This window comes from Streptomyces sp. NPDC057682 (assembly GCF_042799575.1).
GTDB lineage: Bacteria > Actinomycetota > Actinomycetes > Streptomycetales > Streptomycetaceae > Streptomyces.
In genome coordinates, this window is sequence record NZ_JBHVIN010000006.1 from 225,895 (window position 1) to 246,279 (window position 20,385).

A 20,385-nucleotide genomic window follows, 5' to 3' on the forward strand; every position below is an offset into this window, starting at 1 on the left:
GATCGCCGACCTTCTTCTTTACCGAATCGATAACCGGACACCCGTGTCCCTTCAGCGGTGTTCAGCCGCTTCCGGGACCCGCGATGTCCTGTGCGGCACGGCCCAGCACGGCGCGCAGCTCCCGGGCGTCCGGGGCGATCGCGGTGACGAGCACTGCGGGACCGTTCAGCCGGGCGCGTACGGCGGTGGGACCCAGCATCCGGTTGTCCAGGGCCTTCTCCTCGAAGGAGGGCTCCACAACCAGGAGTTGGCCGACGGCTCGGTGGCCGCCGAGCACGGCGGGGCCGTCCCAGCCGCCCGGTGCACCGGGTCCGTACGCGGTCTCCTGGTCGAGGAGCGGGCGTCCGCCGCGGGTGACGGTGAGCCGGCTGCGGAGGGTGCCGCCGGCCTCCCCGTGGCGGCCGAGGACGAGTTCCTCACGCAGTGTCAGCCGGGCGGTGGTGGCCAGGTGGACGACGGTGGTGAGAACGAGATCGCTGCCGTGGGCCGAGACCAACGGTTCGGGGAGCCAGTCGAGTACGGCGTCCTCCTCCACGTGCAGGGTGACGGTGTAGTGCGCCGGGCCCCCGCCGGGCCGGGGGCCGGGCAGGGCGACGGTGGCCGCCGCCGCGTCCACGGCGAGCCGGGCGCCCCGGGCGGCCCGCGCCCCGACGGCGAGGCGGTCACCGCCGAGCGGGGCGCTCATGGCACCGACGACGGTGACCCGCGCGGTCCCGGGGAGGGCGGCCCGGGTGCGCCGGAGGGCGAGTGGGCCCTCGCCCCGCAGGACGGGCAGCGCGGTGCCGCCCCGCCCGTCGGGCACGGCGTGGATCCGGGCGGTGGCCCGGACGCTCACGCGGTCCAGGAGGCGACGCGCCCCCGTACCCAGTCCGCGACGGGTGCGACGCCCTCGGCCGAGGTGAGCGAGGTGAGGACCACGGGCAGGGTGCCGCGCTGCTGCGCGGCGTCGCGCGCCATCCGGTCCAGGTCGGAGCCGACGTACGGCGCGAGATCGGTCTTGTTGATGACCAGCAGGTCGGAGGTGGTGACCCCGGGACCGCCCTTGCGCGGGATGTCGTCGCCGCCCGCGACGTCGATGATGAAGATCTGTGCGTCGACCAGGCCCCTGGAGAAGGTCGCCGTGAGGTTGTCGCCGCCGGACTCCACCAGGATCAGGTCGAGCGGACCGACGCTCTCCTCCAGGTCCTCGACGGCTTCGAGGTTGGCGGAGATGTCGTCGCGGATGGCGGTGTGCGGGCACGCGCCGGTCTCGACGGCCGTGATCCGCTCGGGCGGGAGCACCGCGTTGCGCAGCAGGAAGGCGGCGTCCTCGCGGGTGTAGATGTCGTTGGTGACGACGGCCAGGGAGAGCCGGTCGCGCAGCGTCCGGCAGAGGGCGGCCACGGTGGCCGTCTTGCCCGAGCCGACCGGTCCGCCGAGCCCGATGCGCAGGGCGCGCCGGGTGCCGTCGGGGCGTGCGGCGTCGGCGCCGACGGCCGCCTCCCCGAAGTGGGTGTGGTCGAGGTGCATGGTGCGGCTCCTGTGGGATGAGGGACGGGAGTCCGGGGGTTACGAGGCGAAGAGCCGGACCGGCCATCCGGCGTGGTCCTCGGCGGTGATGTCGAGCAACGGCGCCGAGGCTGCGGGCAGTTCCTCCACGGGACCGAGAGCGGCGGCCGCCGCGCGCGCGGCGACCCGGTCGACCTCGGGGGCGAGCCGGGCGAGGACGGCGGTGGCCTCGAACGGGTCGAGCGAGAGCAGCCGGACCACGGCGGTCGCCGGTCCGCCGATCGTCTCGTACGCGGCGCAGTGGGCGGCGTCCACGGGCGTGAGCCCGGCCGACCGGGCCGTCAGGCCGAGGACGACGGGCTGGTGGGCGCCGCGCGGCCGGGCCTCGGCAAGGGCGTCCAGCGCGGCGCTCGGCCAGGTCGCGCGGGCGGCCCGCATGAGCTGCCGGCCGAGTCTGCGGGCGACCGCGCGCAGCGCGGGTGAGGGGGTGCGGGCGTCGGCGGCCTCGTCCAGGACGAGGGGGTCGTGTCCCCCGGCGGCCGCCGCGGCGAGCGCGGCCGACGTGAGGCCGGTGGTGTGCAGCCGGCCCCGGCAGAAGGCGGCGAGTCCTTCGGCGTCGCGGACGCGTCCGGCGGCGACGGCCGCCTCGGCGCCGCCGGAGTGGGCGTGGCCCCCGGCGGGGAAGCGACCGTCCGCCAGGACGAGCAGGGCTGCGCGGCTCATGGTCGGTCCGCTCTCAGAAGAGGAAGTAGCGCTGGGCCATGGGGAGTTCGGCGGCGGGTTCCGGTTCGACCGGATCGCCGTCGATGGTGACGGCGAAGCTGTCCGGGTCGACCTCCACCCGGGGCAGCGCGTCGTTCTCCCGCATGTCGGCCTTGGTGACGCCCCGGGTGCCGGCGATCGGCACGAAGCGCTTGCCGAGGCCGAGGCGTTCGGGGAGTCCGTCCTCGATCGCCGCGGCCGACACGAACGTGAGGGAGTTGGCCGCCGGTGCCCGGCCGATGGCGCCGAACATGGGACGCGGAAGGACGGGTTGCGGGGTGGGGACGGAGGCGTTGGCGTCGCCCATCTGCGCGTACGCGATCTGCCCGCCCTTGATGACCGTCTGCGGCCGGACCCCGAAGAAGGCGGGCTCCCAGAGCACCAGATCGGCGAGCTTGCCCGGCTCCACGGAGCCGATCTCCCGGTCCAGCCCCTGTGCCACCGCCGGGTTGATGGTGTATTTGGCGACATAGCGACGGGCCCGGTGGTTGTCGGCCCGGCCGTCGCCCGGCAGCGCGCCCCGGCGGCGCTTCATCACATGGGCGGTCTGCCAGGTCCGCAGCACGACCTCGCCGATCCGGCCCATGGCCTGCGAGTCCGAGGAGATGATCGAGATCGCGCCGAGGTCGTGCAGGATGTCCTCGGCCGCGATCGTCGAGGGCCGGATCCGCGATTCGGCGAACGCCAGATCCTCCGGTACGGCGGGGTTGAGGTGGTGACAGACCATCAGCATGTCGAGGTGTTCCTCGATGGTGTTGACGGTGTGCGGCCGGGTCGGGTTGGTGGAGCTGGGCAGGACGTGGGGCTCCGAGACGACGCGGATGATGTCGGGGGCGTGCCCGCCACCCGCACCCTCGGTGTGGTACGCGTGGACGGTCCGGCCCGCGATCGCGGCGAGGGTGTCCGAGACGAACCCCGCCTCGTTGAGGGTGTCGGTGTGCAGGGCGAGTTGGGCCCCGCTCTCCTCGCAGACACCGAGGCAGGCGTCGATCACGGCGGGCGTCGCGCCCCAGTCCTCATGAATCTTGAACCCGAGCGCTCCGGCGCGGAGTTGGGAGCACATCGCCTCCCGGGACATCGTGTTCCCCTTGCCGAGCAGACCGATGTTCACGGGGCAGCCGTCCAGCGCCTCGAACATCCGGGCGAGATGCCAGGGACCGGGAGTGATCGTGGTGGCCCTGGTCCCCTCGGCCGGGCCGGTCCCGCCACCGACGAGCGTGGTGATCCCACTGGCCAGCGCCTCGTCGACGAGGGTCGGGGAGATGAAGTGCACATGCGCGTCGATGGCCCCGGCGGTGAGCAGCTTGCCGTTGCCCGCGATGATCTCGGTCTCCGGTCCGATCACCAGGCCGGGGTGGACGCCGTCCATGGTGTCGGGGTTGCCGGCCTTGCCGAGGGCGGTGATCCGGCCGTCGCGTATGCCGATGTCGGCCTTGACCACGCCCCAGTGGTCGATGACGACGGCGCCGGTGACGACGGTGTCCGGGGCGCCCTCGGCGCGGGTGGTGCGGGCCTGTCCCATGGATTCGCGGATCACCTTGCCGCCGCCGAACACGGCCTCGTTCCCGGCGCGGCCGGGTCCGCCGCAGCGGTCCTCCTCGATCTCGACGAGCAGACAGGTGTCGGCCAGCCGGATGCGGTCGCCGGTGGTGGGGCCGTAGAGATCGGCGTACACGGGGCGCGGGAGCTCAGCCATCGAGGGGTCCTCCGGTCTCGCCGCGCAGGCCGGGGACGACGCGGCGTCCGGCCAGGGGGACGAGTTCGATGTCGACGGGGATGCCGGGCTCGAAGCGGACGGCGGTGCCGGCGGCGATGTCCAGCCGCAGTCCGCGGGCGGCCGCCCGGTCGAAGTCGAGGCCGGGGTTGGCCTCGGCGAAGTGGTAGTGCGAGCCGACCTGGACGGGCCGGTCGGCGGCGTTGAGAACGGTGAGCCGGGTGACCGGCAGTCCCTCGTTGAGGGGCACGTCGCCGTCCGCGTAAAGGATCTCTCCGGGGATCATCGGCCGCGCCCCGTCAGACGATGGGGTCGTGGACGGTGACGAGCTTGGTGCCGTCGGGGAAGGTCGCCTCGACCTGCACGTCGTGGATCATCTCGGCGATGCCGTCCATGACGTCGTCACGGGTGAGTACGGTGCGGCCGGACGCCATCAGTTCGGAGACCGTGCGCCCGTCGCGGGCGCCCTCCAGCAGATGCGCGGTGATGAGGGCGACGGCCTCGGGGTGGTTGAGCCGCAGTCCGCGCGCGCGGCGCCGGTCCGCCACGTCGGCGGCCACGTGGATGAGCAGTCGTTCCTGTTCGTGCGGGGTCAGTCGCATGCGTCCACCTCACAGTCGTCCGCCCGGTGCCGTCCCTGGGCACGGCGCGGCACCGGACGGCCCCGGCAGGTCGGTCGGGGCGTCCGGTCGCCGCGTGGCGAGGTAGTGCACGCTAGAGCCGAAGTTTTTCCGGCGCGTTAACGGGCGGGTGGGAGATCCATCGACATCAGTCCGCGCAGACCGTTCTCCAGGACCTCGGGGGCGGTGTCGCCGAACATCGCGAGCTGGGTGATGAATCCCTGGGCGGTGGCGATCAGCGTCCGGGCGATGTGCTCGTCGGGCACGTCGGCGCCGAGCATCCCGTTCGCCCGGTAGAGCGCGACCAGGTCCGCCCACGACGCCCGCAGTCCGTCGAATCCCTCGCGGAGCGTGGCCGCCAGCCGTTCGCTGCGCAGCACCTCGGACCACACCTGGACGATCAGCCCGGCGAACGCCCGGTGGTCCAGTCCGGCGCGCTCCTCCTCCGCCCCCTCGCCGAACAGGGTGCGGACCACGCGGCCGATCAGCACGTCGGGGGTGGGCGGCGGCGAGGCGTCCGCGGCCCGTTCGAAGGCGTCCCGGACACCGCTCAGCGCCTGCCCGGCGATGGCGGCGATCAGGTCCTCCTTGCCGGTGAAGTAGCGGTAGACGGCCCCGGCCGACAGCCCGACCTCCTTCAGGACGTCCTGCATGGAGGTCCCGTGGAACCCGTCCCGGGCGAAGCAGCGGGCGGCGCCTTCGAGGATCTGCCGGCGGCGGGCGTCGAGGTGCGCCTGGGATACACGAGCCATGCCCTCAATCTAAAACGAACATTCATTCTTGACAACCGGACGCACCGGCGGGACAGTGGCGTCACCCAGTAAAACGAATAATCATTCTCTTTGAATCGAGGCACCTGTCATGACCGCCTCCCCGAACCGCCGCCTGATCGCGGTCGTCCTCCTCGTCCCCGTGCTGGTGGCGCTCGCCCTCTGGGCGTTCACCTGGCCCGCGGCGCGGACGGCACCGAGGGACCTCCCGCTCGGCGTCGCCGGACCCGCCCCGGCCGCCGCACAGCTGGAGGCACGTCTCGCCCAGCACGACGGCGCCTTCGAGATCCACCGGTACGCCTCCGCGGACGAGGCCCGGGAGGCCGTCGAGCACCGGGCCGTATACGGCGCGGTGGTCGCCACGGAGCACGGCCCCGAGCTGCTGACCGCCTCCGCCGCGAGCCCCGTGGTGGCCCAGCTGTTGCGCGAGGCGGTGACCGCGTCCGCGCCCGGGGGCACCGAGGTGCCGGTCACCGATGTGGTCGCCGCCCCGGCGGCCGACCCGCGCGGCAGCGTACTCGGCTCCGGCATCCTCCCGCTGGCGATCGCCGGTGTGGCCGCGGGGGCCGTGGTGACCCTGCTGGGCCTGCGCGGCGGGCGGGCGGCCACCGCCCTGCTCGGTGTGGCCGCGCTCGTGGGCGTCGTGGCCGCCGCCGTCACCGACAGCTGGCTCGGGGCGCTGACCGGGAACTGGTGGGCCGAGGCCGGGGCACTCGGCCTGACCGTGCTCGCCATCGGAGCGGCAATCGCGGGGTTCGCCGCGCTGATCGGCCCGGCGGGCATCGGCATCGGGGCGCTGCTGATGGTGCTCCTGGGCAATCCGTTCTCGGGCGTGACGAGCGCTCCCGAACTGCTCCCCCGGCCGGTCGGCACGATCGGCCAGTGGCTGCCCCCGGGTGCGGGCGGTTCCCTGCTGCGCTCGGTCGCCTACTTCGACGGGCACGCCGCGTCGGGGGCGGTCCTGACCCTGGCCCTGTGGTCGGTGTGCGGACTGGCCGCGGTACTCATCGGCGGCCGGCTGCGCCGCCCGGCCGCGCCCGCGCCGGAAGCGGCCCCCGCGCGCGAGGCCGCGCTCGCCGGCTGACACCCGCACCACCCCCGGAGGCCGTGCCCCCGCCATGACGGCAGGGGCACGGCCTCCTCGGCGTTACGACTCACTCCCCGGGGTGCTGGTGCCCCCTGTGCTCCGCGGCGATCCCGAAGCGCCGCCGTTCGCCCGCAGCGGACGAGGCGGAGCCGATCGAGGAGACCGAGCTGATCACCTGCTCCCGCTCGGCCGCCTCCTCGTTCTCCAGTCGCTCCAGGTCAGCGGCCGACACCAGGGCCACGAGCGGCTTGCCGTGCCGGGTCACGACCACGCGCTCGCCGCCGTAGACGACTCGGTTGATCAGTTCGGCGAGTTCAGCCCGTGCTTGCGTCACCGGAATCTCGTAGGCCATGCTCCCATCATAACCTTCTGTACGTCCTGTACATTTTTTACGGAAGCGTGTGCGGGCTCCCTCCTGGGCGCCCGCGCACCGGAGGAGAGGCCCGCCATGCACCGCCCGACCGCCCGTTACGTCCTTCCCGAGTTCACCGAGCGCACCTCGCAGGGGACCCGCACCCTCGATCCGTACTCCAAGCTGCTGTCCGAACGGATCGTCTTCCTGGGCACCGCCGTCGACGACACGGCGGCCAACGACCTGGTGGCGCAGTTCATGTACCTGGAGCACGACGCGCCGGACCGGCCCATCTCGCTCTACATCAACTCCCCGGGCGGCTCGTTCTGGGCGATGACGGCCATCTACGACACGATGGCGTACCTAACCTGCGAGGTGGAGACCTACTGCCTCGGCCGGGCCGAGGCGGGTGCGGCGATACTGCTCGCGGCCGGGGCCCCGGGACGGCGGTTCGCGCTGCCGGGGGCGCGCGTGGTGGTGCGTCAGCCCGAACTGCCCGAGCCCTTGCGGGGACAGCCCTCGGACCTGGAGATCGAGGCACGCGAGCTGGACCGGATGCGCGGACTGACGACCGATCTGCTGGCCCGTCACACCGGGCGCGAGGCCGCACGGATCACCGAGGACACCGAGCGGGATCTCGTCCTGGACGCCGCGGCGGCGAGGGAGTACGGGATCGTCGACCACCTGGTGGAGAACCGCGGCCTGCCGGGGGCCCGGCGCACCGAGTGGTGAAGGGCCGATGCAGCCACCGGAGTTCACGCCGCTGCCCGCCCTGACCCGGGCCGAGGGCGAGTTCCTGGACCGCTATCTGCAGGTGCTCGACCAGGTCGGCCGGATCAACCCGGTCCACGGGCACGACACCTACGGGGCCCTGCGTGCCGCCCAGGCGCTCGCCTCCCACGCGGTCGCACTGCGGGACGCCCTGACGCTCATGCACGAGCGCGGTGAGACGCTGATCCACACCGGCACCCTCACCCGCGCCCTGCGCGTCCTGGACGGCGAGCGACGCGCCGCACGCGTCACCATGCCCCCGGCCCCGCCGAGTTGACCGGCCTTCCGATGGCGACACGCCCGACGGCGTGAGCGAATTTCCTCGCTCGTTCGGCGTAGGCGTTCCCTCGCGGGAGGGACAGGCCGATTTGCGCTTTCCCGACGACCCATGGGTGAGATACGCCCTTTTGTCGCTGGTGCGCCCTCGGTCGGTGACGGTCAGCGGTTCCCTGAATCACCCTCTGTCCACCCGAACGGGTCAGTGGTGATGAGCCTCACATATGACCGTTTCACCGCGGAAAACCGGCGCGAGGTGAGTCAAGATCCCTGGGACGACAAGCCCCCGCCACCGCGGCGGGGCGGTCCGGGCGGACGCCGAGTCCTGCCGCCGCCCGGATGCCTGGTCGACAGGAGTGGATCGGCAGGAGTGGAGGACCCGAGCACAACGGGTCGGCCGGGAGTCCCGGCCGACCCTCGGGGTGAAGCCGCAGCCGCGGCCGGGCAACTTCGCCAGCCCGAACCCGACAGGTCATCCTTCACAGGCGGCTGACGAAGGGTTGCGCATGACTGCGCAGGTTCATGTCCCGTCTCTGCTCGTCCGGGCCACCACGGCCTCGGCCCTCACTCTCGCCGCCGTGGGCGGCACCCTGATCGTTCCCGGCGCCGCGGGCGATGCCCAGGCCGCCACCCACTCGGTGAAGGCGCTGAACGTCGCCGCGTCGAAGAAGGGCGCCCCGTACCGCTGGGGCGCCACCGGACCGAGCCGCTTCGACTGCTCCGGGCTGACGCTCTACTCGTTCAAGAAGGCCGGCAAGAAGCTCCCGCGCACGGCCCAGCAGCAGTACAACTCGACCCGGCGCATCTCATTCTCCCAGCGGCAACGCGGTGACCTGGTCTTCTTCCACGCGGGCCGCAGCGTCTACCACGTGGGCATCTACGCGGGCAGCGGAAAGATCTGGCATTCGCCCAAGACCGGTGCCGTGGTCCGGCTGGAGAAGATCTGGACGAGGAACGTCTCCTACGGACGGGTCCGCTGAGCCCGGCCCGCCGCCCGGGACCGTCTCCCCGGGTCAGCGCAGCAACGGCCCGGTCACCAGGACCAGCCCGAGGGCGGTGAGTGCCGCCCCGCTGCCGCCCTCGATGGCACGGGCGGTGCGCGGCCGGCGCAGCCACCGCCCGAGTCGGTCGACGAGCAGCGCCACGGCCGGGAACCACACCAGCGCCAGCAGCACGACGATCGCGGCGAGGAGCAGCGTCCTGGGCAGGGGCGCGGCCCCCGCCGGGACGAACTGCGGCAGCAGGCTCAGGAAGAGCACGGGCGCCTTGGGATTGAGCGCGTTGGTGAGGAAGCCCTGCCGCAGGGCACGTCCGGTCCCCCGGGCCGGGGCCTCCTCCGGTGCCGTCGCCGCGTCCCGCACCGGGCGCCGCAGGATCGCGTACAGGGCGCTCACGCCCAGCCAGAGCACGTACGCGCCGCCGACGAGCTGGACGGTGCGGAACAGGACCGGCACCGCCACCAGCACGGCGGCCAGCCCGGCGACGGCCAGCGCGGTGTGGACGAGCAGGCCCCCCGCGACCCCGAGGGCGGAGGCCACCCCGGCCGTCCGGGAGGCGAGCGCGTTGCGCACGACGACGGTGAAGTCGGCGCCGGGGAGCGCGACCATGGCGGCGGCCACGCCGATGAAGGCGGTCAGTTGTGCGTCCATGACCCCCACCCTGGCCCCCGGGAGCCTTTAGCGTGTACTAGCAATCTTCTGGGTCTGCCATAAGGAACGCTTCATGTACGACCCGACGCGGCTCGCGGCGCTCGTGGCGGTGGCCGAGGCCGGTTCGATCACGCGCGCCGCCGCCCGGCTGGGGTACACCGCGCCCGCGCTCTCCCAGCAGCTGGCCAAGCTGGAGCGGGAGGCCGGGGCGGTTCTGCTGGTGCGCCACCACCGGGGTGCCCGGCTGACGGCGGCGGGCGAACTGCTGGCGGGGCGCGCACGCCGGGTCCTGGACGAGATGGACCAGGCCCGTCACGAACTGGCGCGGCTGGCCGGCCTCTCCGGCGGGCGGCTGCGGGTCGGGACCTTCACGACGGCGGGCATCCATCTGCTGCCACCGGTCCTGAGCGCCTTCCGCCGGGCCCATCCGGACGTCGAGCTGGTGGTGACCGACTACGAGCCGCCGGAGGGGGTGGCCGCGGTGGCGGCGGGCGAGGTGGACCTGGCGCTGACCCATGCGTACGAACCGGCCGCGGTGCCGGGACCGGCCCCGTCGGGGGTGCTGACGGAACCGCTGCTGGTCGAGGAGCTGGTCCTGGTCACGGCGGTCGGGCAGGCTCTGGCCGGCGGCAGCGGGCGGCTCCCGGTGACGGAGCTGGCGGGCCGGCCGCTGATCAGCAGCGCCCCGGCGCATCCGCCGCGCCGCGGGGTGGAGCGCGCACTCGCCGAGGCGGGGGCGCTGCCCGCGGTGGTCTGCGAGTCTCCGGGCTACGCCCTGGTCTGCGCCCTGGTCAGCGCGGGCATCGGCATGGCGGTCGTCCCCGAGATGGTCGCCGCGATGTCCCCGGCGCCGCTGTCCGTGCGGCGGCTGGAGCCGGCCGCGTACCGCAGAACGATCTCGGTGGCACACCGCGGCGAGCGTTCCAGCGCGGCCGCGGCGACGCTGCGGTCCCTGCTGCGCAGCGGCTTCGGGCGCGGGGCCCCCGCGCCCTGACGGCCGGACGCGGCCCGTCCGCTCTCACAGCCGGACGGCGGGAACCTCCCAGGGCAGCGCGACCCAGACGGTCTTGCCGCCCTCGGGGGTCGGGGTGACCGTCAGCCGGCCTCCGTACTCCTTGGCCAGCGCGCGGATGATCACCATGCCGCGGCCGTTGTCCTGGCGGACGGCGGCGGGAAGACGCTGGGGCCAGCGCGGGTGACTGTCCGTCACTCCGAGGCGGAGTTCCTCCTCGCGCTCCAGCCGGATGTCGACGGTGAACGTGGGCGACTGGCCGAAGGTGTGCTGGACGGCGTTGGTGGTGAGCTCCGAGACGATCAGCCGGACCGTCTCGGCCGTGTCGGTGCCGTCGGGCAGCCCCCATTCCGCCAGCACCCGGGCCACATACCTCCGGGCGGCCGAGACCGAGACCGGCTCGCTCGGGAGGGTGACGCTTGCTTCCTGATGATCTGCCATGGCGAGCCCGCCCCTTTCCACCCGGCAGCGACCCCGCGATCGATGAACCGGGTTGTGCTTCGCGCCAGAGTGCCACTGATGCTGCCCTCTGTAACGGCGATCCACCAAGATATGCATATATCTGTCGCTCGAAGCGGTGAAATCTGCCCCGGATGCCCCGAACCCGCGCCACACTGTCGGCTCGGCAGCCAGTGGGAGGGAGAGCCGGATGCAGCACGGCCCCGCGGTGCGACGCCGCAAACTCGGGGAGGAGTTGCGGAGTCTGCGCCATGCGTCGGGACTCACCAGCCGGGACGCGGCGCGGCTGCTCGGTTGGCACCAGTCGAAGATCAGCCGCATCGAGACGGGCGTCAGCGGGGTACGGCCCGCCGATGTGTCCCGGCTGCTGGACGCCTACGGCACGGACGACCCCAAGTTGCGGGAGGTGTTGAAGGCGCTCGCGGGATCGGCGGGGGGCGGGGGCGCCGGCTGGTGGCACGCGTACCGCGGGCTGATCCCGCCGCAGTACCGCGACTTCATCAGCCTGGAGTCGCAGGCCCGGACGGCGCGCACGTTGGAGACCTCCGTGGTGCCGGGGCTGCTGCAGACCGCCGACTACGCCCGCGCGGTCACCCGCGCCTCCCTCGACGGGATACCGCCCGGCCACGTCGACTCGCTGGTGGAGGTGCGGCTGGCCCGTCAGGGGGTACTGCGCAGCGATCCGCCGCTGCGGCTGAGCGCGGTGCTCGACGAGGCGGTGCTGCGGCGGGAGGTGGGCGGGCCCCGGGTGATGAGGGAGCAATTGCGCCATCTCGCGCGCGTCGCCCAACTCCCGCACGTACAGCTTCAATTGCTTCCGTTCGCGGTCGGAGGCTATGTGGGCATCACCGGGCCTTTCGTTATCTTCTCTTTTCCGAACAGTTCTGATCTAGATGTGGTCGTTCTTGACCATCTGACGAGTAGCCTCTATCTGGAGCGGAAAGAAGACCTTGAGGCGTACAGCTCGGCCTTCCGCACCCTGCAGGCGCACGCGCTGTCGCCGGAGCACTCGTTGGACCTGATCGCCTCCATCGACCGCGACGGTCGGTGACCCCCACAGCCCGAGAGGGACGACATGTCTGATTGCCCTGCACAGCACGCGTTGCGATGGCGCCGCAGCAGCCGCAGCACGGGAATGAACAACTGCGTGGAGACCGCCCCGTTCGGCCCGAGGCGCCTGGCCGTCCGCGACTCCAAGGACACCGGCGGGCCGCATCTGCGGTTCTCGGCGGAGGCCTGGACCACTTTCGTCACCGCGTTGGGCGGGGGGCCGCACACGACGGTCCGCTGACGCGGGACTGGTGACGGCGGTCCGCTCAGCCGGCCGGGGCCGTCCGGCGCACCGTCTCCACCGCACGCGCGATCTGCTCCCCCGTCAGATCGGCACGCGCGGTGAGGCGCAGCCGGGAGATCCCGTCGGGCACGGACGGCGGCCGGAAGCAGCCGACCGCCACACCGGCGGCACGGCAGTCGGCCGCCCACCGGACGGCCGAGTCCGCCGAGGGCGCGCGCACCGACACCACCGCCGCGTCCGGGCGGACCGCCGTGAGCCCGGCCGCCGTCAGCCCGTCGAACAGGGCGGCGGCGACCGCGCCGGCCCGCACGGCGCGTTCCGGTTCCCGGCGCAGCAGTCGCAGCGCGCCGAGCGCGGCTCCGGCGGCGGCGGGGGCGAGCCCGGTGTCGAAGATGAACGTCCGGGCGGTGTTGACCAGATGGGCGATGACCCGGGCCGGGCCGAGCACCGCACCGCCCTGGCTGCCCAGGGACTTGGACAGCGTGACGGTGGTGGCGACGTCCTCCCGGCCGGCCAGACCCGCGGCGGCGGGGGCGCCCCGTCCACCCGGGCCGAGTACTCCGAGGCCGTGGGCGTCGTCGACCATGAGGGCGGCGCCCTCCGCGCGGCAGACCCCGGCCAGCTCCGCCAGCGGCGCGGCGTCGCCGTCGACCGAGAACACCGAGTCGGTGACCACCAGCGCCCGTCCGCCGTGCGCCCGCAGCGTCTTGTGCACGGCCTCGGGATCGGCGTGCGGGACCACGGCCGTCTCGGCCCGCGCGAGCCGGCAGCCGTCGACGATCGAGGCGTGGTTGCCCGCGTCCGACACGATGAGGGAGTCGCGCCCGGTCAGCGCGGTGAGCGCGGCGAGGTTGGCCGCGTAGCCCGAGGACAGCACCAGGGCGGCCTCGAAACCGCAGAAGGCGGCCAGTTCCTCCTCCAGTGCGGCGTGCAGCGTCGTCGAGCCGGTGACCAGCCGCGAGCCGGTGGCGCCACCGCCCCAGCGCAGCGCCGCGTCGGCCGCCGCACCCGTCACCTCGGGATGACGGGTCAGTCCGAGGTAGTCGTTGCTCGCCAGGTCCAGCAGGTCCGTTTCGGCGGGGCGGGGCCGCAGCGTGCGGACGAGTCCGGCGTCCGCGCGGCGGCGCGCCGCCTCGTCGGTCCAGTCGAACGGGGTGGAGGACATGGGCGGGTCCCTTTTGTAGGCAGCTCACAGACCCTAACCGGGGACGTGCCCGGACATGGTGTGGCCATGCACACACCCGCATCGGGCTCTGTTGTCCGGTTCCTCCTTGGCTCCGGGCGGTGCCGTACGCCAGGATCGTCGCCATGGACCTCCTGAACACGCTGGTGGACAAGGGGCTGCGGCGCGAGCTGCCGACCCGTGAAGAAGCGCTCGCCGTACTGGCGACCCCGGACGACGAACTGCTCGATGTGGTGGCCGCGGCCGGAAAGGTGCGCCGCCAGTGGTTCGGGCGGCGGGTGAAGCTCAACTACCTGGTCAATCTGAAGTCCGGGCTCTGTCCCGAGGACTGCTCGTACTGCTCCCAGCGGCTGGGCTCGACGGCCGGGATCCTCAAGTACACCTGGCTGAAGCCGGACGAGGCGTCGAAGGCGGCCGCTGCGGGCGTCGCCGGCGGCGCCAAGCGCGTCTGCCTGGTCGCCAGCGGCCGGGGCCCGACCGACCGTGACGTCGACCGGGTCTCGGAGACCATCGGGGCCATCAAGGAGCAGAACGAGGGCGTCGAGGTGTGCGCCTGCCTCGGGCTGCTCTCCGACGGCCAGGCCGAGCGGCTGCGGTCGGCGGGCGCCGACGCGTACAACCACAACCTCAACACGTCCGAGGGGACGTACGGGGAGATCACGACGACGCACACCTACCAGGACCGGGTGGACACCGTCCACCAGGCGCAGGCCGCCGGGCTCTCGGCCTGCTCGGGGCTGATCGCCGGCATGGGCGAGAGCGACGCCGATCTCGTGGACGTCGTCTTCTCGCTGCGCGCGCTCGACCCCGACTCGGTGCCGGTCAACTTCCTGATCCCGTTCGAGGGCACGCCGCTCGCCAAGGAGTGGAACCTGACGCCGCAGCGCTGTCTGCGGATCCTCGCGATGGTGCGGTTCGTCTGCCCCGACGTGGAGGTGCGGCTGGCCGGGGGCCGCGAGGTGCATCTGCGCTCGATGCAGCCGCTCGCCCTGCATCTGGTCAACTCGATCTTCCTGGGCGACTACCTGACCAGTGAGGGCCAGGCGGGCCAGGCCGATCTCGACATGATCGCGGACGCCGGCTTCGAGGTGGAGGGGGCGGGCACCACGACGCTCCCCGCGCACCGCGCCGACGCGGCGGCGGGGTGCGGCGGGCACTCCGGCGGCGGCTGCGCGCCGTGCGGGGACGCGGCGCCGGCCGGCGAGGAGACCGCTGCCCCGGACCGGTCCGAGGTACCCGGGGCCCGCACCGATCTGGTGGCGGTCCGGCGCCGCGGCGCGGGTACGGACCTCGCTCCCAATGCCTGAGCCGCTCTCCCCCGCCGCGCTGCGGGAGCTGGACCGCTCCCATGTGTGGCATCCGTACGGTCCGATGCCCGGACGGCAGGAGCCGCTCGTCGTGGAGTCCGCGTCCGGGGTACGGCTCCGGCTCGCGGAGCCCGCGCACGGGCGGCACGACCTGATCGACGGCATGTCGTCCTGGTGGTCGGCCGTGCACGGCTACAACCATCCCGCGCTCAACGAGGCGGCACGCGGTCAGCTGGACCGGATGAGTCATGTGATGTTCGGCGGGCTCACCCACGAGCCCGCCGTGCGGCTGGCCGCCCAGCTCGTCGAGATCACCCCGGAGCCGCTGCGCCACGTCTTCCTCGCCGACTCCGGTTCGGTCTCCGTCGAGGTGGCCGTCAAGATGTGCCTCCAGTACTGGCGCTCGGCCGGCCGGCCGGCCAAGAGGCGGCTGCTGACCTGGCGCGGCGGCTACCACGGGGACACCTGGCAGCCGATGTCGGTGTGCGATCCCGAGGGCGGGATGCACGAGTTGTGGTCCGGGGCGCTGCCCCGGCAGATCTTCGCCGACGAGCCCCCGGCGGGCTTCGACGCGGAACCGGATCCCGCGTACGAGGCGCATCTGCGGGAGCTGATCGCGCGTCATGCCCATGAGGTGGCGGCGGTGATCGTGGAGCCGGTGGTCCAGGGCGCGGGCGGGATGCGGTTCCACTCCCCCGCCTATCTGAGGGTGCTGCGCGAGGCGTGCGACGCCCACGGGGTGCTGCTGGTGTTCGACGAGATCGCGACGGGCTTCGGGCGGACGGGCACGCTGTTCGCCGCCGGGCACGTCGGGGTCTCCCCCGATGTGATGTGTGTCGGCAAGGCGCTGACCGGCGGCTATCTGACGATGGCGGCGACCCTGTGCACGAGCGAGGTGGCCGAGGGCATCTCGCGCGGCGAGGTGCCGGTCCTGGCGCACGGTCCGACGTTCATGGGGAACCCGCTCGCGGCGGCGGTCGCCTGTGCGTCCATCGATCTGCTGCTCGGCCAGGACTGGGAGCGGGAGGTCAAGCGCATCGGTGCCGGTCTGCGCGACGGTCTGGCACCGGCGGCCGGGCTGCCCGGGGTGCGCGACGTCCGGGTGCTGGGCGCCATCGGCGTCGTCCAGCTCGACCACGAGGTGGACATGGAGGCCGCCACGCGGGCGGCGGTGCGGGAGGGCGTGTGGCTGCGGCCGTTCCGCGATCTCGTGTACACCATGCCGCCCTATGTGACGGGCGACGACGACCTCGCGACGATCGGCCGCGCCGTGTGCGCCGCGGCCCGGGAGGGCTGAGATGAACCTGCTCGTGGTGACGGGCACCGGCACCGAGATCGGCAAGACGATCGTGACGGCCGCCGTGGCGGCCGCCTCGGCGGGCCGCCGGGTGGCGGTGCTCAAACCGGCCCAGACAGGCCTGGCACCGGGTGAGCCAGGAGACGCGGCCGAGGTGGCGCGGCTGGCCGGTGCCCATGTCACGCCGGTCGAACTGGCCCGTTTCCCCGAGCCGTTGGCCCCCGCCACGGCGGCCCGGCGGGCCGCGATGCGTCCGGTCCGCCCGTACGAGGTGGCCGAGGCGGCCGGGAAACTGGCGACCGATCACGATCTGGTGCTGATCGAGGGGGCGGGCGGGCTGCTGGTGCGGTTCGACGACGAGGGCGCCACGCTCGCGGACGCCGCCCGGCTGCTGAAGGCGCCCGTGCTGGTGGTGGCCCCGGCCGGCCTCGGCACCCTCAACTCCACGGCGCTGACGGCGGAGGCGCTGCGGGCACGGGCGCTGGACTGCGCCGGTGTGGTCATCGGCAGCATGCCCGGGGCGCCCGGTCTGGCGGAGCGCTGCAATGTGGCCGACCTCCCGGTGGCCGCAGGAGCGCCGCTGCTGGGCGCGGTGCCGGCCGGTGCGGGCGCGCTGGCCCCGGCGGACTTCCGTGACCGGGCCCCGAGTTGGCTGGACGCGCGGCTGGGCGGGAGCCGCGTCCCGGGGTAGGACGGGAGCGGGGGGTGCGCGGCGCAGGACGCGGCCGTCCGGACGGGGCAGAATCGAGGTAGCCGAACCTTTCCGGCCGTACGGGGCGCGCGGCGCGCACCACGCCGCCCGGCCCGCGCCGACCGGTGCCCGTCGAGGAGGTCCGTCATGCGACTGCGCAGCACGAAGATTCCGAAGGACGCGGTGCACCATCCCGTGTTCGCCCGCTGCTACGCCCGGCTGAGCGTGGCGGCGGAGTCCGCCGCGGGCCTGGCCGCCCTCCGCTCCGAGCTGCTGAGCGGGCTGTCCGGGCGGGTGATCGAGATCGGGGCGGGCAACGGTCTGAACTTCGCGCACTACCCGCCGGCCGTCGCGGAGGTGGTGGCCATCGAACCGGAACGCACTCTGCGGCAGTTGGCGGTCCGGGCCGCGCTGCGCTCCGGTGTGCCGGTGGACGTGGTGCCGGGCACGGCGGAGGCGCTTCCGGTGAAGAGCGAGGCCTTCGACGGAGCGGTCGCGTCCCTGGTGCTGTGCACCGTGCGGCAGGTGCGGCAGTCGCTCGCGGAGATCCGGCGGGTGCTGCGGCCGGGTGGTGAACTGCGGTTCTTCGAGCACGTACGGGCCGAGGGCCGGGCCATGGCGGCGACGCAGCGGGCCCTGGACCGGACGGTATGGCCGCTCCTGGCAGGGGGCTGCCACACCTCACGGGACACGCTCGCCGCCATCGAGGAGGCGGGGTTCGAGATGGTGTCCTACCGGCGCGTCCGTCTCCCCGAGCACGGCGTGCGGCTCCCCACGTCCTCGTGCGTCCTGGGCGTGGCCCGGCGGTCGCCCGTGGTGGACCGGGGACGGACGGGTCTCGGCTGAACCGCGGTGCCGCGTACGGCCGGGTCCGCGCCGTTCCCGTTCACAGACTCCACTGGCGCAGTTCGTCGGCGATGGCCCGCACGTCCGCCTTGCCCTCCTTCACCAGCAGCGCCAGATCACGCACCTGTTCCGGGGAGGTGACGACCTTCAGTCCCGAGGCGACGAGATAGGCGTAGGCGACGGCGGAGGCGAACATCGCGTTCGAACGCTCCAGCGCGGGGACGTGCAGCAGCAGTTGCAGCAGGGAGGCGGCCCTGGAGTGCGGGTCGCTGTAGACCGGGCTGCCGAAGATCTCCGCCTCGTGGCGTGCGACCGCGGCGACCAGTGCGCCCCAGTCCGTCACCTGCGGATCGCCCGGCGTGTTGTGTTCGGCGACCATGAGCAGCCAGGAGAGGTGGATCCGCAGGTTCAACGGGTGCCTTTGCGCTCCGGGCCGAACTCCTCGGCGAACACCGATTCGTACTGCTTCATGAAGTCGGCCGCGGCCTCGACGAAGGTGTGGCCCACCTCGCCCGCGTCCCGCATGACCAGTTCCTCTATGTAGCGGTTCACGCTCATCCCCCTCTGGAGCGCGCGTTGCCGCGCGGCCTCGGCGGTGGCCTCGTCCACTCGAACGTTCAGCTGCGTCTTGGGCACCTCCTCACGCTAGCGCGCGTGCGCTAGCACCGGCAAGGGGAACCGGGTGCGCGCGACGGATCCCGGACCCGGTCCACCCGGGCGCCGGAAACCTGGTCATAATTCCTGGCCTGGCAGCCGAGGTGGGCGCGTCAGGCGATGTTCGGCGGCAGCGGTCCGCCATCCGACCCGTTCCCGCGACGACTCATGGGGTGCACATTGAGTACGACGTTCCGTTCCCGCATCACCGCCCGGCTCGGGCGCACCTATCTGGCCAGGATTCAGCGGCACGGGCTCGGCTCCTCCACGGTCAGGCTGCTGCCCGAGGACCTGCTCATGCTGCTGCGCCGGGACGGGCTCGATCCTGTGCGCCGGGTGGCCGCCACCCGGGCGAAGGCGCCGGTGAGCCGGGTCTCGCTGCCCTTCGGCATGGATGCCTGGGTGGTCACCGGGTACGAGGAGTCGAAGGCCGTGCTCGGCTCCGCCGACGGGTTCAGCACCGATTTCGCGCATCTCGCGGGCAACGCCGGGATAGGCGCCGAACAGAGCCCCGGCGGCCTCGGGTTCAGCGACCCGCCGGTGCACACCCGGCTGCGCCGCATCCTCACCCCGGAGTTCACGATGCGCCGGCTCCGCCGGCTGACGCCCCGGATCGAGGCGATCGTCGAGGAGCGGCTGGACGCGATGGCGGCGGCCCCGGGCCCGGTCGACCTGGTGCACGCGTTCGCGCTGCCCGTGCCCTCGCTGACCATCTGCGAGCTTCTCGGCGTGCCCTACGGGGACCGGGAGGACTTCCAGCGGCTGGCCATGGACCGCTTCGACCTGTTCGGCGGGACGAGCGCCCCGTTCGGCGCCATGTCGGCGTCGCTCGACTACTTCCGCGGGGTCGTGCGGGCCCAGCGGCGCAGCCCCGGCGACGGCCTGCTCGGCATGATCGTGCGGGAGCACGGGGACAGCGTCGACGACGAGGAGCTCGCGGGGCTGGCCGACGGGGTGCTCACCGGCGGTTTCGAGACGACGGCCAGCACGATCGCCCTGGGCTCCCTGGTCCTGCTGCGGAACCCGGAGGTCGCGGAGCGGCTGCGCTCGGACGAGACGGCCGCAGCGCCGTTCGTGGAGGAGGTCCTGCGCTACGTCTCGGCGGTCCAGACGGCCTTCCCCCGGTTCGCCCGGCGGGACATCGAGATAGCCGGGGTGACCATCCCGGCCGGTGACATGGTGCTCTGCTCGCTGAGCGGCGCCAACCGCGATCCCTCGTACGTCACGGACGACGGGGGTTTCGATCCGGGACGCACCACACCGGCCGGCCATCTCGCCTTCGGCCACGGCATCCACCGCTGCATCGGCGCCGAACTGGCCCGGATGGAGCTGCGCGTGGCCTTCCCCGCGCTGGCCCGGCGCTTTCCCGCGATGCGGCTCGCGGTCCGGCCGCAGGACCTGGCCTTCCGGAAGCTGTCGATCGTGTACGGCGTCGAGTCGCTGCCCGTCCTCCCGGGAAGGTCTGCGGGCGGTGTCCCGCGCGCGACCGCATCCTGAAATCCTTCGCCCCGCGCGGAGGGCGTCTGCTTGGCTCACCGTATGAACACTCTCCGCATCCGCCCCGCCGCCCCCTCCGACATCGACGCCGTCCTGCGCTTCTGGCGCGAGGCGGCGGAGGGCACGAGTGTCAGCGACGACCACGACGGGGTGTCCCGGCTGATCGACCGCGATCCCGAGGCACTGCTGCTGGCCGAGCGCGACGGTGTGCTCGTGGGCAGCGTCATAGCGGGCTTCGACGGGTGGCGCTGTTCGGTGTACCGCCTCGCCGTGCATCCGGGATTCCGGCGGCAGGGGATCGCCACCGCGCTGCTGGAGGCGGTGGAGAAGCGTTTCGCCGCGCTCGGCGGACGTCGGGTCGACGCCATGGTCCTGGAGGCCAACGAGCGGGCGCACCACACCTGGGCGGCGAGCGGCTACGAGCGCCAGGACCAGTGGCGGCGCTGGGTGAAGTCGCTCTAGACACGGCGGCCGCATCCCGGCCCGGCGCGGGCGTGGGGCGCACGCACTCGGCGTGCGCCCACGCCCACCAAGGGACTTTGCCGATCCTTTACTATGGATGCTCCACTGCCGATCCTTTCGAAAGGTGTGAGCGTCCGCCGATGGGCGAGCCTCCGAGTAGCCGATATCGCCGACACCGCGCGATCCTCCTGCCC

Annotated in this window: 26 protein-coding genes and 1 riboswitch; of the genes, 13 read left to right on the forward strand and 13 right to left on the reverse strand. The window is 73.1% G+C overall.

The features are described from left to right. Nucleotides 1–61 precede the first annotated feature (61 nt). The 7 genes from ACFVDM_RS13075 to ACFVDM_RS13105 form a co-directional block, all read right to left on the reverse strand. Nucleotides 62–835, reverse strand: a complete 774-nt coding sequence (locus ACFVDM_RS13075; protein ID WP_383637341.1) for an urease accessory protein UreD — start codon at nt 833–835, stop codon at nt 62–64. Then, complete coding sequence (ureG, locus tag ACFVDM_RS13080; RefSeq protein ID WP_383637344.1) at nt 832–1,509, reverse strand: urease accessory protein UreG; 678 nt, start codon at nt 1,507–1,509, stop codon at nt 832–834. Before ureG ends, ACFVDM_RS13075 begins: the two co-directional genes overlap by 4 nt. A 39-nt stretch (nt 1,510–1,548) precedes the next feature. Next, entirely contained in the window at nt 1,549–2,211 is a 663-nt protein-coding gene (locus tag ACFVDM_RS13085) for an urease accessory protein UreF (RefSeq protein WP_383637347.1), read from the reverse strand. A 13-nt stretch (nt 2,212–2,224) separates the two neighbouring features. Further along, a complete protein-coding gene (locus ACFVDM_RS13090) occupies nt 2,225–3,946 on the reverse strand; it encodes an urease subunit alpha (protein ID WP_383637349.1) in 1,722 nt (573 codons plus the stop codon). Continuing rightward, complete coding sequence (locus tag ACFVDM_RS13095; RefSeq protein ID WP_383637352.1) at nt 3,939–4,250, reverse strand: urease subunit beta; 312 nt, start codon at nt 4,248–4,250, stop codon at nt 3,939–3,941. The genes ACFVDM_RS13090 and ACFVDM_RS13095 overlap by 8 nt, the downstream gene beginning before the upstream one ends. Nucleotides 4,251–4,263: 13 nt before the next feature. Then, a complete protein-coding gene (locus ACFVDM_RS13100) occupies nt 4,264–4,566 on the reverse strand; it encodes an urease subunit gamma (RefSeq protein WP_383637355.1) in 303 nt (100 codons plus the stop codon). Nucleotides 4,567–4,703: 137 nt separating this feature from the next. Next, nucleotides 4,704–5,336: a TetR/AcrR family transcriptional regulator gene (locus tag ACFVDM_RS13105; protein ID WP_383637358.1), complete on the reverse strand. Its 633-nt coding sequence runs from the start codon at nt 5,334–5,336 to the stop codon at nt 4,704–4,706. 109 nt (nt 5,337–5,445) lie between these two features. Between ACFVDM_RS13105 and ACFVDM_RS13110 the strand changes: the two genes are divergently transcribed. After that, the gene (locus ACFVDM_RS13110) at nt 5,446–6,438 is read left to right on the forward strand and encodes an ABC transporter permease (protein ID WP_383637361.1); all 993 of its coding nucleotides are present in this window, start codon (nt 5,446–5,448) and stop codon (nt 6,436–6,438) included. A gap of 70 nt (nt 6,439–6,508) precedes the next feature. Here the strand turns inward: ACFVDM_RS13110 and ACFVDM_RS13115 are convergent, their stop codons facing one another. Next, the gene (locus tag ACFVDM_RS13115) at nt 6,509–6,793 is read right to left on the reverse strand and encodes a type II toxin-antitoxin system Phd/YefM family antitoxin (protein WP_383637365.1); all 285 of its coding nucleotides are present in this window, start codon (nt 6,791–6,793) and stop codon (nt 6,509–6,511) included. A 96-nt stretch (nt 6,794–6,889) separates the two neighbouring features. Between ACFVDM_RS13115 and ACFVDM_RS13120 the strand changes: the two genes are divergently transcribed. The 3 genes from ACFVDM_RS13120 (at nt 6,890) to ACFVDM_RS13130 (ending at nt 8,820) form a co-directional block, all read left to right on the forward strand. Beyond that, nucleotides 6,890–7,525 carry an ATP-dependent Clp protease proteolytic subunit gene (locus tag ACFVDM_RS13120; protein WP_383637368.1) on the forward strand — a complete coding sequence of 212 codons (636 nt, stop codon included), beginning with the start codon at nt 6,890–6,892 and terminating at the stop codon, nt 7,523–7,525. 7 nt (nt 7,526–7,532) lie between these two features. Next, on the forward strand, nt 7,533–7,841 hold the full coding sequence (locus ACFVDM_RS13125) for a hypothetical protein (RefSeq protein ID WP_383637372.1): 309 nt from the start codon (nt 7,533–7,535) through the stop codon (nt 7,839–7,841). 305 nt (nt 7,842–8,146) lie between these two features. Then, nucleotides 8,147–8,343: riboswitch (cyclic di-AMP (ydaO/yuaA leader) on the forward strand. 3 nt (nt 8,344–8,346) lie between these two features. Further along, the gene (locus ACFVDM_RS13130; RefSeq protein ID WP_383637374.1) at nt 8,347–8,820 is read left to right on the forward strand and encodes a C40 family peptidase; all 474 of its coding nucleotides are present in this window, start codon (nt 8,347–8,349) and stop codon (nt 8,818–8,820) included. A gap of 33 nt (nt 8,821–8,853) precedes the next feature. On the opposite strand, the gene ACFVDM_RS13135 is transcribed toward ACFVDM_RS13130, so the two are convergent. Continuing rightward, nucleotides 8,854–9,489 (reverse strand): LysE family translocator, encoded by a 636-nt coding sequence (locus ACFVDM_RS13135; RefSeq protein ID WP_383637377.1) that lies wholly within the window; start codon nt 9,487–9,489, stop codon nt 8,854–8,856. Nucleotides 9,490–9,562: 73 nt separating this feature from the next. Here ACFVDM_RS13135 and ACFVDM_RS13140 point away from each other — a divergent pair, with 73 nt between their 5' ends. Then, nucleotides 9,563–10,483, forward strand: a complete 921-nt coding sequence (locus ACFVDM_RS13140) for a LysR family transcriptional regulator (protein ID WP_383637380.1) — start codon at nt 9,563–9,565, stop codon at nt 10,481–10,483. Nucleotides 10,484–10,507: 24 nt separating this feature from the next. Here the strand turns inward: ACFVDM_RS13140 and ACFVDM_RS13145 are convergent, their stop codons facing one another. After that, complete coding sequence (locus tag ACFVDM_RS13145; RefSeq protein ID WP_383637383.1) at nt 10,508–10,942, reverse strand: ATP-binding protein; 435 nt, start codon at nt 10,940–10,942, stop codon at nt 10,508–10,510. Between the two features lie 208 nt (nt 10,943–11,150). Here ACFVDM_RS13145 and ACFVDM_RS13150 point away from each other — a divergent pair, with 208 nt between their 5' ends. Next, nucleotides 11,151–12,011: a helix-turn-helix domain-containing protein gene (locus ACFVDM_RS13150; protein WP_383637386.1), complete on the forward strand. Its 861-nt coding sequence runs from the start codon at nt 11,151–11,153 to the stop codon at nt 12,009–12,011. 24 nt (nt 12,012–12,035) lie between these two features. Further along, nucleotides 12,036–12,251, forward strand: coding sequence for a DUF397 domain-containing protein (locus ACFVDM_RS13155; RefSeq protein ID WP_383637389.1), 216 nt, complete (start codon nt 12,036–12,038; stop codon nt 12,249–12,251). A 25-nt stretch (nt 12,252–12,276) separates the two neighbouring features. Here the strand turns inward: ACFVDM_RS13155 and ACFVDM_RS13160 are convergent, their stop codons facing one another. Next, entirely contained in the window at nt 12,277–13,419 is a 1,143-nt protein-coding gene (locus tag ACFVDM_RS13160; protein ID WP_383637392.1) for an 8-amino-7-oxononanoate synthase, read from the reverse strand. 143 nt (nt 13,420–13,562) lie between these two features. Here ACFVDM_RS13160 and bioB point away from each other — a divergent pair, with 143 nt between their 5' ends. The 4 genes from bioB to ACFVDM_RS13180 all read left to right on the forward strand — a co-directional run bounded on the left by bioB (nt 13,563) and on the right by ACFVDM_RS13180 (nt 17,578). Next, nucleotides 13,563–14,744 (forward strand): biotin synthase BioB, encoded by a 1,182-nt coding sequence (gene bioB / locus ACFVDM_RS13165; RefSeq protein ID WP_383637395.1) that lies wholly within the window; start codon nt 13,563–13,565, stop codon nt 14,742–14,744. Beyond that, on the forward strand, nt 14,737–16,041 hold the full coding sequence (locus tag ACFVDM_RS13170; RefSeq protein WP_383637398.1) for an adenosylmethionine--8-amino-7-oxononanoate transaminase: 1,305 nt from the start codon (nt 14,737–14,739) through the stop codon (nt 16,039–16,041). Before bioB ends, ACFVDM_RS13170 begins: the two co-directional genes overlap by 8 nt. A 1-nt stretch (nt 16,042) precedes the next feature. Beyond that, nucleotides 16,043–16,732 carry a dethiobiotin synthase gene (gene bioD, locus ACFVDM_RS13175; RefSeq protein WP_383637401.1) on the forward strand — a complete coding sequence of 230 codons (690 nt, stop codon included), beginning with the start codon at nt 16,043–16,045 and terminating at the stop codon, nt 16,730–16,732. Between the two features lie 147 nt (nt 16,733–16,879). Continuing rightward, nucleotides 16,880–17,578 carry a class I SAM-dependent methyltransferase gene (locus tag ACFVDM_RS13180; protein WP_383637404.1) on the forward strand — a complete coding sequence of 233 codons (699 nt, stop codon included), beginning with the start codon at nt 16,880–16,882 and terminating at the stop codon, nt 17,576–17,578. 40 nt (nt 17,579–17,618) lie between these two features. Here the strand turns inward: ACFVDM_RS13180 and ACFVDM_RS13185 are convergent, their stop codons facing one another. Together ACFVDM_RS13185 and ACFVDM_RS13190 are read right to left on the reverse strand one after the other, a co-directional pair. Further along, complete coding sequence (locus ACFVDM_RS13185) at nt 17,619–17,990, reverse strand: fic family toxin-antitoxin system, toxin component (RefSeq protein ID WP_383637407.1); 372 nt, start codon at nt 17,988–17,990, stop codon at nt 17,619–17,621. Continuing rightward, entirely contained in the window at nt 17,987–18,214 is a 228-nt protein-coding gene (locus ACFVDM_RS13190) for an antitoxin (protein WP_383637410.1), read from the reverse strand. The genes ACFVDM_RS13185 and ACFVDM_RS13190 overlap by 4 nt, the downstream gene beginning before the upstream one ends. A gap of 186 nt (nt 18,215–18,400) precedes the next feature. Between ACFVDM_RS13190 and ACFVDM_RS13195 the strand changes: the two genes are divergently transcribed. Then, nucleotides 18,401–19,729: a cytochrome P450 gene (locus ACFVDM_RS13195; protein WP_383637413.1), complete on the forward strand. Its 1,329-nt coding sequence runs from the start codon at nt 18,401–18,403 to the stop codon at nt 19,727–19,729. 42 nt (nt 19,730–19,771) lie between these two features. After that, the gene (locus ACFVDM_RS13200) at nt 19,772–20,191 is read left to right on the forward strand and encodes a GNAT family N-acetyltransferase (protein WP_383637416.1); all 420 of its coding nucleotides are present in this window, start codon (nt 19,772–19,774) and stop codon (nt 20,189–20,191) included. Nucleotides 20,192–20,385 lie beyond the last annotated feature (194 nt).